This window comes from Stenotrophomonas sp. As-7 (genome assembly GCF_030291015.1).
GTDB lineage: Bacteria > Pseudomonadota > Gammaproteobacteria > Xanthomonadales > Xanthomonadaceae > Stenotrophomonas > Stenotrophomonas lactitubi.
In genome coordinates this window covers 3,133,613-3,144,970 of the sequence record NZ_CP127405.1, presented here as the reverse complement: position 1 = coordinate 3,144,970, position 11,358 = coordinate 3,133,613, and the positions used below count along the sequence as shown (strand labels likewise).

General features: G+C 67.8%; 10 protein-coding genes. 4 read left to right on the top strand and 6 right to left on the bottom strand.

Annotation, left to right across the window (positions count from 1 at the left end):
* Nucleotides 1-882 (top strand): endonuclease/exonuclease/phosphatase family protein, encoded by an 882-nt coding sequence (locus QP457_RS14505; RefSeq protein WP_205405978.1) that lies wholly within the window; start codon nucleotides 1-3, stop codon nucleotides 880-882.
* A gap of 192 nt (nucleotides 883-1,074) precedes the next feature.
* Here QP457_RS14505 and QP457_RS14500 read toward each other — a convergent pair whose 3' ends face one another.
* On the bottom strand, nucleotides 1,075-4,311 hold the full coding sequence (locus QP457_RS14500; protein WP_205405977.1) for an Rne/Rng family ribonuclease: 3,237 nt from the start codon (nucleotides 4,309-4,311) through the stop codon (nucleotides 1,075-1,077).
* Between the two features lie 406 nt (nucleotides 4,312-4,717).
* Here QP457_RS14500 and QP457_RS14495 point away from each other — a divergent pair, with 406 nt between their 5' ends.
* Nucleotides 4,718-5,692, top strand: a complete 975-nt coding sequence (locus QP457_RS14495) for an RluA family pseudouridine synthase (protein WP_180166414.1) — start codon at nucleotides 4,718-4,720, stop codon at nucleotides 5,690-5,692.
* A gap of 546 nt (nucleotides 5,693-6,238) precedes the next feature.
* On the opposite strand, the gene zupT is transcribed toward QP457_RS14495, so the two are convergent.
* The 3 genes from zupT to QP457_RS14480 form a co-directional block, all read right to left on the bottom strand.
* Nucleotides 6,239-7,048 carry a zinc transporter ZupT gene (gene zupT / locus QP457_RS14490; protein ID WP_025876721.1) on the bottom strand — a complete coding sequence of 270 codons (810 nt, stop codon included), beginning with the start codon at nucleotides 7,046-7,048 and terminating at the stop codon, nucleotides 6,239-6,241.
* Nucleotides 7,049-7,145: 97 nt separating this feature from the next.
* Entirely contained in the window at nucleotides 7,146-7,562 is a 417-nt protein-coding gene (locus tag QP457_RS14485) for an energy transducer TonB (protein ID WP_180166415.1), read from the bottom strand.
* Nucleotides 7,559-7,909 carry a 4a-hydroxytetrahydrobiopterin dehydratase gene (locus QP457_RS14480; RefSeq protein ID WP_205405976.1) on the bottom strand — a complete coding sequence of 117 codons (351 nt, stop codon included), beginning with the start codon at nucleotides 7,907-7,909 and terminating at the stop codon, nucleotides 7,559-7,561. The genes QP457_RS14485 and QP457_RS14480 overlap by 4 nt, the downstream gene beginning before the upstream one ends.
* 90 nt (nucleotides 7,910-7,999) lie before the next feature.
* On the opposite strand from QP457_RS14480, the gene QP457_RS14475 reads away from it, so the two are divergent.
* Both QP457_RS14475 and QP457_RS14470 read left to right on the top strand, forming a co-directional pair.
* Nucleotides 8,000-8,599, top strand: a complete 600-nt coding sequence (locus tag QP457_RS14475) for an NfuA family Fe-S biogenesis protein (RefSeq protein ID WP_165377620.1) — start codon at nucleotides 8,000-8,002, stop codon at nucleotides 8,597-8,599.
* Between the two features lie 10 nt (nucleotides 8,600-8,609).
* Complete coding sequence (locus QP457_RS14470; protein ID WP_205405975.1) at nucleotides 8,610-10,361, top strand: hypothetical protein; 1,752 nt, start codon at nucleotides 8,610-8,612, stop codon at nucleotides 10,359-10,361.
* A gap of 123 nt (nucleotides 10,362-10,484) precedes the next feature.
* Here the strand turns inward: QP457_RS14470 and QP457_RS14465 are convergent, their stop codons facing one another.
* Both QP457_RS14465 and QP457_RS14460 read right to left on the bottom strand, forming a co-directional pair.
* Nucleotides 10,485-10,898 (bottom strand): barstar family protein, encoded by a 414-nt coding sequence (locus tag QP457_RS14465; protein ID WP_099821159.1) that lies wholly within the window; start codon nucleotides 10,896-10,898, stop codon nucleotides 10,485-10,487.
* On the bottom strand, nucleotides 10,895-11,350 hold the full coding sequence (locus QP457_RS14460) for a ribonuclease domain-containing protein (RefSeq protein WP_100553005.1): 456 nt from the start codon (nucleotides 11,348-11,350) through the stop codon (nucleotides 10,895-10,897). The genes QP457_RS14465 and QP457_RS14460 overlap by 4 nt, the downstream gene beginning before the upstream one ends.
* Nucleotides 11,351-11,358 lie beyond the last annotated feature (8 nt).

Sequence of the window (11,358 nt, the reverse complement as noted above, 5' to 3'; positions counted from 1 at the left end):
ATGCGAGGTCCGCTCGGAATCGGCCGCAGTCTCTGCGTGCTGGGGCTGGCGATCGCGCTGGCCCTGCCGGGGTTGGCCGCAGCCGCTGCGCCGGTCGCCGCGGCGAACGCGGCGGCCGTCAGCGAGCCCGGCATGAGCATGGTGACGTTCAACCTGCACCATGACCGCGAGGACTGGCCCAGCCGCCGTCGCACGATCGTGGCCGAGCTCAAGCGCCTGCAGCCCGATGCCATCGCGTTGCAGGAAGTGATCCAGAAGCGCAACGTGCGCAACCAGGCGCAGTGGCTGGCCAGCCAGCTCGGTTACCGCTACGTGTTCGTGTCCACCGATCCAGTGGGGGCACCCAAGCGCTACGGCAATGCGCTGCTGACCCGGCGCCCGATCCTGGCCCGTAGCGAGCACCTGCTGCTGCCGCTGGATGATTACCGCACCGTGGCCCATCTGCGCATCGACGTGGACGGCAAGCCGGTCAATGTCTATGCGACCCATCTCAACGAGCGCAGTGACGACGCCGGCCAGCGCATCCGCCGCAGCCAGGTCGAGGATCTGCTGCGTTTCATTGCCGGCAGCGCTGCGGGTGCGCCGGTGGTGATTGCCGGCGACTTCAATGCACTGGTCGATGCCGGCGATCTGAGCGAGCTGCGCAGCCACTACGGCGACAGCTACGGCAGCGTGCACGTCAACACCGACCTGGCCGGTGTCAGTACGCTCAACCGTCACTACTACCAGGCGCCGTCGCGGATCGACCACATCTTCTTCCAACAGGACGAGATGGTCGCGCGCGAAGCGAAGATCCTGTTCGATCAGCCCGATGACGGCGGCCGTTGGGCGTCGGATCACTACGGGGTGTGGACCCGGCTGCAGTTCGCGCCGGCAAACTGACGCACGCCCTGGTAGAGGCCAACCTTGGTTGGCACAGGCGCTGCCGCGCGCATGAAACCCACGGCGCCAACCAAGGTTGGCCTCTAGCAGAGCGTGCCCTATTGATGGCAGGGGGCGCTGGGCGGCAGACGCACAAAAAAACGGCGGGGATCATCGATCCCCGCCGTTTCGTTGTTGCCGATCAACGATGGATCAGGCGGCAGGCGGCGTGCGCTTGCCAGCGTCCTCGTCTTCTTCCGAGGCCTGCGCGTCGGCGGCCTGTGCGGCAGCGTCGGCATGGCCATCAGCGATCGGGTCGACCGCCGCCGGTACGACCGGATCGGCGACCGGTGCAGCGGTTTCCACCGGTGCGGCTTCGACAGCCACCGGGGTAGCCGGCAGCTCGACGACCGGGGCGACTTCAACCGCGGCCTTCGATTCGACTGCCGGAGCAGCGTCCACCACCGGCGCGAGGTCGGCTACCACCGGCTTCGGCTCGGCCGCCGGAGCGGCTTCGACCACCGCGGTCGGTTCAGCGACCGGGGCGGCTTCGATCGCGACAGCGGTCTCGACCACCGGCGGCTTCGCCTCGCTCACCGCCGCTGCTTCGGGCGCCGGCTGTACCGGCGTCGCTGCATCGATGGCATCCAGCATGCTGGTCTGCACCGGCGACGGGGTCGGTTCGACCTTGGCGACGGCTTCCACCGGGGCCGGGGTCTGCACCGTGGCTGCCACCGGAACGGCTGCTTCGACCACGGCGCTGCTGACGGCAGCGACCGGAGCAACTGCGGCGGCTACCGCAACCGGTGCACGTGCCGGCTTACCGGCATCAGCGGCGGCCGGCTCGACTTCGTCATCGAAATCGAATTCCGGCTGCGAACGCGACGGCTGCACGGCGGCAACCGGGGTGTTCACCGAAGCCTGGGCGTTGTGTTCGACGGAATCGCCGTCGTTGTCATCGCCCTCGGCATCATCGCCGTCGTCCAGGTCATCACCCAGCGCGTCGCCACCGGCGGCGTTCTCGGCACCACCACGACGACGACGACGACCACCGCGACGACCACGGCGGCGGCGCGTTGCGCCTTCGCCGGTCTGATCGCCTGCGGCATCGGCTGCAGCCTCTTCGGTAGCGCCGGTCGCAACCACGACCTCGGCGTCGGTCGCGGCGGCGGTGGTATCCACGGCCGCGACAGTGTCGACCACGTTTTCAGTAGCAACGGCCGGTGCCAGTGCCTTCTCTTCCTGCGCAACGGCCGTGGCGGCAACCGCGGTCGTGGTGGCGACGGCCGCTGCTGCGGTCACCACATCGGCCGGGGCTTCGGCAGCGGCACGCTGCGGCTTCTCGGCCGGCTTGTCACCGTCCTGCGGGCGCGGCTGCTTCGGCTGCTTCAGCTTCGGCTGCTGCTGGCCCTGGCCCTGCTCGTTACGCGGTTTGTTCTGCTGCTGCGGCTGCTGGGCATCCTTCGGCTTGCCCTGCTGCTGCGGCTGCTGCTGGCCATTGCCATTGGACTGGTTGCCGCCGTTGCGGCCATCCTTGCGCTGCTCACCGCGGTCCTTGCGGTTGCCGCCGTCCTTCTGCTGCTGCGCATTGCCATTGCCGCCGTTGCCACGGCTGTCCTCGCGACGGTCCTTGCGGTCCTTGTTGCGATCCTTGTTGCGGTCACGACGGCCGCCATCCTGCTGCGGCTGACGTGCGGCCGGGGCCGGTGCGGGCGCCGGTGCCGGCTCGCCGCCAAAGATGCGCTTCAGCCAACCAACCACACCGCCACTGGCGGCAGCAGCCGGAGCCACTGCGGCCACCGGCGCGGGCGCCGGCGCTGCGGTCGGTTCCACTTCGTCACGCACTGGGGCGGGGGAGTTGTGCTTGACCTGGGTCACCATCGGCGGCGGGATGTTCAGCTGGCCCTTGGTCAGCGCATGTACCGGCAGCTTGCGTGGGGTACCGCGCTGGTAGCTTGGCTTGCCGCTTTCCTCGCCCAGTTCGTTGTCGCGCAGACGGGTGACGGTGTAATGCGGGGTGTGCAGCTGCTCGTCGGCAACGATCACGATCGGCGCCTCGTGGCGCTTCTCGATTTCGCCCAGCGCGCCGCGCTTCTCGTTCAGCAGGTAATTGGCGATCTCCACCGGGGCCTGTACCAGCACCTGTCCGGTGTTCTCCTTCATCGCATGCTCTTCAGCGACGCGGATGATCGACAGCGACAGCGACTCGACGCTGCGCATGCGGCCATGGCCGTCGCAACGCGGGCAGACGATCTGGCTGGACTCGCCCAGGCTCGGGCGCAGGCGCTGGCGGCTCATTTCCAGCAGGCCGAAGCGCGAGATGCGGCCGACCTGCACGCGTGCACGGTCGTACTTCAGCGCGTTCGCCAGGCGGTTCTCGACCTCGCGCTGGTGCTTGTTGGAGGCCATGTCGATGAAGTCGATCACCACCAGGCCGCCGAGATCGCGCAGGCGCAGCTGGCGGGCCACTTCTTCGGCCGCTTCCAGATTGGTCTGGAACGCGGTGTCCTCGATGTCGCTGCCCTTGGTGGCGCGCGAGGAGTTGACGTCGACGGCCGTCAGCGCTTCGGTCTGGTCGACCACGATCGAGCCACCCGACGGCAGGCGCACGTTGCGCTCGTAGGCGCCTTCGATCTGCGATTCGATCTGGAAGCGGTTGAACAGCGGGATGTCGTCCTTGTAATGCTTGAGCTTGCGCAGGGTCTGCGGCATCACCTGCTGCATGAACTCCTTGGCGTGCTCGTACATCTCCTCGGTGTCCACCAGGATCTCGCCGATGTCGGCGCGCAGGTAGTCACGCAGGGCGCGCACGATCAGGCGCGATTCCTGGTAGATCAGGAACGGGGCCGGCTTGCTCAGGGCGGCTTCGGCGATGGCGCGCCATACGTTCAGCAGGTAGTCCAGATCCCACTGCAGCTCTTCCGCATCGCGGCCGACGCCGGCGGTACGGATGATGACGCCCATTTCGTCGGGGATGTTCAGCTTGTCCAGGGCGTCCTTCAGGGCGGCCCGGTCTTCACCCTCGATGCGACGGGAAACACCGCCGGCGCTGGGCGAATTCGGCATCAGCACCATGTAGCGTCCGGCCAGGGAGATGAACGTGGTCAGGGCAGCGCCCTTGTTGCCACGTTCTTCCTTGTCCACCTGGACGACGATTTCCTGGCCTTCCCTCAGCAGCTCGCGGATGCCGGCCTTGTTGTGGTCGACACCGGCCTGGAAGTAATCGCGGGAGATTTCCTTCAGCGGCAGGAAGCCGTGGCGGCCGCCACCGTATTCAACGAAGGCCGCTTCCAGCGAGGGCTCGATGCGGAAGATCCGGCCCTTGTAGATGTTGGACTTCTTCTGTTCCTTGGACGGCTGCTCGATGTCGATGTCATACAACGACTGGCCATCCACGATGGCAACACGCAGCTCTTCAGCCTGTGTGGCGTTGATCAGCATTCGCTTCATTGTTGCGTTCCTCGCAAGCGGCTACCGCGCGGAACGCCATGGAGTTTCGCCTCTGGACACGGCTCGCCGCCCATTCGCGCAAGCGCGGGGAGGGCGGCTTGGGTTTCCAGCGCTACGACACCACGGCAGGCCGCGGGAGCGCTTCAATTTTCTGGTTTTGGGTGTTGCAGGGCCGGAGGCAGCTGTCAGCCAGGCTGGAGCGCCGCACGGGACATGTTCAGCGCGACTGCGTGTCAGGCAATCGGCGATGGCCGGGAACGCCGGTGAGCCGCTAACATGGCCGCCCCGCGGGCGGTGGTCGCGCACTGTGCCGGATTCGTCGGAAGCGGGGCTTCTGGCCCTGAGTAACTTCCAACGAAATCAATCCCTTATCTCGCCCCCCGAGTGTAACAGAATAAACAGGCTGATGACTGCACAAGACCCCACCAAGCCGGCCGGCGACAAGCCTTCCGTGCGCATGATCACCGTTCCGGCCGACCGCGCCGGCCAGCGCCTGGACAATTTCCTGCTCGGCCAGCTCAAGGGTGCCCCGCGCAGCCTGGTCTACAAGCTGGTCCGCAGCGGCCAGGTGCGCGTCAATGGCGGCCGCGCCAAGGCCGAGCGCAAGCTGGAGGCCGGCGACGAAGTGCGGATACCGCCGGTTCGTCTCACCGAAGAAGGAGACAAGGCGGGTCCGCCCGAGGCGTTCATGCGTCGGCTGGAGCAGGCCATCGTCTTCGAGGACGCCCGCCTGCTGGCGCTGAACAAGCCGACCGGCGTCGCCAGCCATGGCGGCAGCGGCATCAGCTTCGGTGCCATCGAGACCCTGCGCGCCCTGCGCCCTGGGCAGACCCTGGAGCTGGTCCACCGGCTGGACCGTGACACCTCGGGCCTGCTGATCGTGGCCAAGAAGCGTTCGGCACTGAGCGAGCTGCAGGCGCTGCTGCGTGAAGACCACGGCGCGGGCATCCGCAAGCGTTACCTGACCCTGCTTGCCGGGCGCATGCCGGACGGTGTGATGACGGTCGATGCGCCGTTGCACGTGGGCCTGCGCCAGGGCGGCGAGCGTCATGTGCAGGTCAACGCGATCGGCAAGGAGTCCATCAGTCATTTCCGGGTGCTGGAGCGCAAGGGCGGCCATTCCTACTGCGAGGTGCGCATCGAAACCGGCCGCACCCACCAGATCCGTGTGCATGCCCAGCATCTGGGGCATCCTGTAGCCGGAGACGACAAATACGGCGATCCTGCAGTCAACAAGCGGCTTCGTGAGCAGATCGGGCTGAAGCGCCTGTTCCTGCATGCCGCGTCGCTGGAGTTCGCACTGGACGACGGCAAGAGCCCGTATGTGCTGAGTGCGCCGCTGGCGGATGAGCTGGTCGAGGCGCTGGACAGACTCCGCTGACGGCAGTTCGGCGGCGCCGGGGGCCTGGTCGGTGTCGTCGTTCCCCCGCGATGAGTGGGCTTGTCACTTTCTTTGCTCGTGCAAAGAAAGTAACCAAAGAAACACGCCGCCATCCGCGAGCCGGCGCTGCGCGCCGGTACCCTGTGCTCCTCGCTCCGCCGAGGGGCGGCGCGGAACTCGCTGCGCTCAGACATCCGCGCCTCTTCGCCCTCGCCGGACCTGCGGTGCTCGGCTCGCTGCAAGGCGGACCCGACAGCCGCAGCGTAGACCCATGGCCGCACGCAGCCTTTGTAGAGTCGAGCCACGCTCGACTCACGCGCGCAGCGCGGGCTTCGCTTTTCATTCTTTCATTGCGCGGCTGGCACGCACGTAGCCTGTCCGAGGCCGGGCGAGGTGGGTTTGCGGGGGTGTAAGCGCCATGGATGGCGCGCCCAAGCCCCCATGGATGGGTTTACGGCGTCCGCCGCAAACCCACCTCGCCCGGCCCAACCGCAGAATTTCGCTCTGCCAGCCGCGAGGGGGCTCAGCCCGTTGGCCGGACACCCTTCACCACTTGAACAGCACCAGGCTGATCGCCAGCGTGCCCATGCCCGCCACCAGCCCGTACACCGTCTCGTGCCCCTTGGCGTAGCGCTTGGCCGCCGGCAGCAGCTCGTCCAGCGCCAGGAACACCATCACCCCGGCAATCAGGCCGAACACCCAGCCGAACGTGGCGTGGGACAGCGAGCCGGACAGCAGTACATAGCCGATCGCTGCGCCGACCGGTTCGGCCAGGCCTGACAGCAGGCTGGCGGCGAACGCGTAGAACTTGTTCTGCGTGGCGAAGTACACCGGCACTGCAATGGCGATGCCCTCGGGAATGTTGTGGATGGCGATGGCGAAGGCCAGTGGCATGCCCACCGACGGGCTCTCCAGCGTCGCGAAGAACGTCGCCAGCCCCTCCGGAAAGTTGTGCGCGGTGATCGCCACCGAGGTTAGCAGGGCGACCCGTTTCAGGTATTCGCGGCTGTTCTCGCGGAAGGCTGGGTCCTGCTTGTCCAAGCTGTCATGCGGGTTGGGAATGAAGTGGTCGATCAACACGATCACCACTACGCCCAGCAGGAAGGCGAGGGTGCCGTAGGTGAAGCCGGTGCGCTCACCATAGGCCAGCGCGAACGAGGCGATGGATTTGTTGAGGATCTCCGACAGCGAGACGTACACCATCGCGCCGCCGGCAAAGGCCAGGCCGAAGGCCAGCAGGCGCGGGTTGGGGCGGCGCGAGAACAGCACCAGCAGGCTGCCGATGGCGGTGGCAAGGCCAGCAGCGAGGGTGACCGCCAGGGCGATCCAGATGTTTTCGGGGGGAATCTGCAGCATGTACCGACGCGTTCCTTGTCATCAAGCAATCGCCCCGGCGCGGGCCGGGGCGGCAAAGGCGAGGCGGGCGTCGGCTGGCCTCGTCAGCGACAGGCGATCAGCCGCCGCGGCGCAGGCTTTCTTCGATGGCGAAGCACTGGTCCGGCTTCGGCTGCGGCGGGTTGAAGCTGACCGGCACCTGGATCGTGGCCGGCACGGCCTCGCCATTGCGGGTAGCGGCCTTGAACTGCCAGCCCTGCACGGCGGTCTTGGCCAGATCGTCCAGCTGCGGGTTGCCCGCGCCGGTCAGCAGGGTGACCTCGCTGGGTTTGCCGTCGGTGCCGATCACCACCTTGAAGGTGCTGGTGCCGCCCACGCCGGTACAGGCCAGTTCCAGCGGGTATTGCGGCGGCGGGGTCTTTACCGCAGCCACTTCGGTGGGGGCCGCAGCCGGCGCTGCCGGCGGCTCGGAGGTGCCGCAGCCGGCCAGGGTGGTCGCGGCAAGCAGGGACAGGCTCAGCAATCGCACGTTCATTTCAGTTGCTCCGTCAGGGCCGAAGTCTTCGCTGCGCAGATGAAGTCGTTCTCGCTCAGGCCGCCCACGTCGTGGGTGGAGTAGCGGACGACGGCACGGTCGTAGTGGACGCCGAGGTCCGGGTGATGGTCCTCGCCGTGGGCGATCCAGGCCAGCGCGTTCACGAAGGCCATGGTGGCGTAGTAATCCTTGAAGCGGAACGTGCGCACCAGCGCCTGGCCGGCCTCGGCGAGCTCCCAGCCGGGAACCTGCGGCAACAGTTCGGCCAGGCGGGCCTCGCCCAGCTTGTGGTCGCTGCCTTTGCGCGGCACGCAACGGGCCTGCGCCAGCGGAATCAGGTCGACCATGGGTTCCTCCACCTCGTGTTGACTGAACAATGCGCCGGCCGGTGTATAAAACGAATGAGCGGCTGACGCTTACTTGGCTAGAATAGCCTGATGATCCAGATCTCCGACACTGCCCAGACCCATTTCCGCAAGCTGATCGAACGCGAGGGCGTGCCCGGCATGGGCGTGCGCTTGAGTGCGGTCGAACCCGGAACCCCGCGTGCCGACGCCCGGCTGGAGTTCGCCGAGCCGACCGACCTGCTCGGCGACGAGTGGGCGGTGGACTGTGATGGCTTCACGCTCTATGTCGACGCCACCAGCGTTGGCTGGCTCGACGGCGCGGAGATCGACATCGTGCCCGGTACGGCCGGCACCCAGCAGCTGACGATCAAAGCGCCGCGGATCAAGGGCGAAGCGCCCGGCGATGCCGCCTCGCTGGTCGAACGTGTGCATTGGGTGGTGGAAAACGAAGTCAATCCGCAGCTCGCCTCGCATGGCGGCAAGGTGGCCGTGCAGGAAGTCTCGGCCGACGGCGTGGTGCTGCTGCGCTTCGGCGGTGGCTGCCAGGGTTGCGGCATGGCCGACGTCACCCTCAAGCAGGGCATCGAGAAGACCCTGATGGGCCGTGTGCCCGGAGTGACCGCCGTGCGTGACGCCACCGATCACGACAGCGGCCACGCCCCGTATATTCCGCGCGGCAACGCCGCCTGATCGCCAACGCGTGCCTCTGCCCAGAGCCGAGCAACTCATCGACCTGCTGCTGGCGCGCCAGCAGCGACCGCCCATCCTCGAGAAGAACACCGGCCTGCCGTACGGCTGGGCGATCTGGTTGCGGACGCTGACGCCGCTGCCACGTCCGTTGCACGCGCGCGAAGTGATCGCGGTGCTGCTGCCGCGACCGCTGCCAGGCCCCCCTGGGCAATTGCCGGCGCTGGGACCATGGGCGTCCCTGCGCCGCTTGTTCTGGCAGGACTGGGATCCGGCGCCTCGCGACCAGCGCTGGATGCGCTGGACCTCGGCGCTGCTCAGCGCGCTGCTGCATCTGTTGTTCTTCCTGCTGCTGCTGTGGGTAGCGGTGATCCGCACGTCTTCGCCGGACGAGCAGGGCAGCGAGGGTGAGCGCGTGCAGATTGAATTCGTCGGCCGTGCTGCGCAGGAAGGCGGTGGCGACCAAGCCGGAGCCGAGGCGGCGGCTGCAGCAGCCGGTGCCGTAGCCGCCGGCCAGGAGGCGGGAGCTGCCACTGCGCCGCGCCCGCAGCCTGCTGCGCCTGCGCCGTCATCCGCCGCCGCTGCCACGTCTCCGACCGCCAGCGTGCCGCCGCCGCCCGAGGTCGAGCCGGCGCCGGTGGCCGCACCACCGCCCTCACCGGTGCAGGCCACCGAAGTGGCGCAGGCGACCACCGATTTCGTGGTGCCGCCGATGGCGCCGCCGCGGACCGAGGTCAGCATCGTCCCGCGCGACACCGTTCCGACCGTGCGTGAGCGCAGCGTGCAGCCGGTACAGGCTGCGCCGACACCAATGCCGGTGCGCACGCCTGAGGTGGCGGTGCAGGCGCCGCGCGTGCGCGACGTGCAGGTGCAGGAACGCGAAATCGCCACGGTCGAAGCGCCGGTGGCCTCGCAGCCGATGCGCACCACCGACATCCAGGTGCGCGTGCCGCAGCGTGAGGTGCAGGTGCGCGAACGCGAAGTGCAGGCCATGACCGATCCGCAGGTGCGCATGGCCGCCGTCGCAGGGCGCGAGCCCACCGTGCGTGTGCCTGCCGGGCGCGAAGTGCAGGTGCGCGAACGCGAGGTTGCAGCCGCTCCGCTACCGGCTGCGTCGACCTCGGCCGGCAGTGCGACCACGCCTACGCCGGCACCCGCAGGCAGCGCAGCCCAGAACAGCGCCAGCGCGGCGCGTCCTGCGGCGACCAGTACTGCCCCCGCGCAGGCGGGTGCACGCCCGGCGCCGACCCCGGGCAACTGGGCGACACCTGCACGCGGGGACGACTGGGGCGCTTCCAGCCGCAATCGCGATGGTGCCAATCAGGGCGCCGCGCAGGCCAGCGCCGGCAAGGGGGAAGGTCTGTTCAATGCCGACGGCAGCGTGCGCGTGACCGCCCAGGACGGTGCCGGCAAGGCCGAGCGTGGCGCACCTGGTGGAGCCAACGACGGCTGGAGCAAGGAACGCATCGCCGAGTCCGGCAAATGGTTGAAGCGGCCGCCGTACGACTACACGCCCACCTCGTTCGATAAGTACTGGGTGCCGCAGGAATCGCTGCTTGCCGAATGGGTGCGCAAGGGCGTCAAGGCGATGGAGATTCCGTTGCCGGGCACCAGCACGAAGATTTCCTGCGTGATCTCGATCCTGCAGGCCGGTGGCGGCTGCGGCCTCACCGATCCGAACATGCAGGACCAGCCGGCGGTGGCGCGTCCGCCGCCGGATATCCCGTTCAAGAAAGAGCTGCAGGAAGATAACGGCAGCCGGTAGGGTGCCGCATCCACGCATGGCGTGGATCTACTGAGCATCCAGCTGCACCGGGTAGATCCACGCCATGCGTGGATGATCCATGCGCTTGCGCGTGCATGCCGACCAAGGTCGGCCTCTACCGGGTCACGCGCTCTGCGACAGGAATACCCAGAACGGGACGTCGCGGCCCACCCAGTCACGGCTGGCTTCATCAAGGATGTCCAGCAGCGTGTCGAACTCCTTGCCTGCACCGGCGCGCAGGGCATCGACATCGGCCAGGAACAGTGCGTACCCGTTGGCCGGTAGCCATTGCAGGTCGCGCAGGTTGTCAGCCAGTGCATCCCAGTTGCCGCCGAAGCCGGCAGGGAAATCAAGCTGGGCGGCCAGCCGTGCCAGCAGGGTGCGCTTGTCGCTCACGCCATCCAGGTCGATCCGGATCACCTTCAGGTCGGCATCGCGCATCGCTGCCGACAGCGCGCTGATATCCGAGGTGTCGATCGCGTAGACGCCGGCATTGTTGATGTCATGCAGGCCGAGGCCGAAATCATCGTGGCTCATGGACGTTCTCCTGAGGCCGGTACGGTGAAGCTGCGGAACGATTCGTAGTGGTCATCGGTGTAGTACCAGGCATCGGGCGGGTTGCCACCGGTGACGATGCGCCGCGCACCGCGGTTGCCCGCGCCAGGCGTGTCGACGGTGTACTCGCGGTAGTAACCGCGCGGACGCTGTGGCAGTTGTTGTTCGCGGTTGCCGAAGGTGCTGCCGTCCTGGCGATGCGGGAACGGGCCGCCGCGCTGGATCAGCGCGATGGTCTGGCGGGCTTCGGCCGGCAGGAAGGCGGGCAGGCCGCTGTCAGTGCCGTTGCTGCGCACCGCGGGTGCACTGGCGGCCGGCGTGCTCTGCAGGTCAGGCGCGAACTGCGGCGGCGGCGGCCGCTGCAGGAAATGATTGACGACCAGGCCGAGCAGCAGCAGGGCGATGGCGGTGATCAATAGCCGGGGGTTGCGCATGGGCAGGA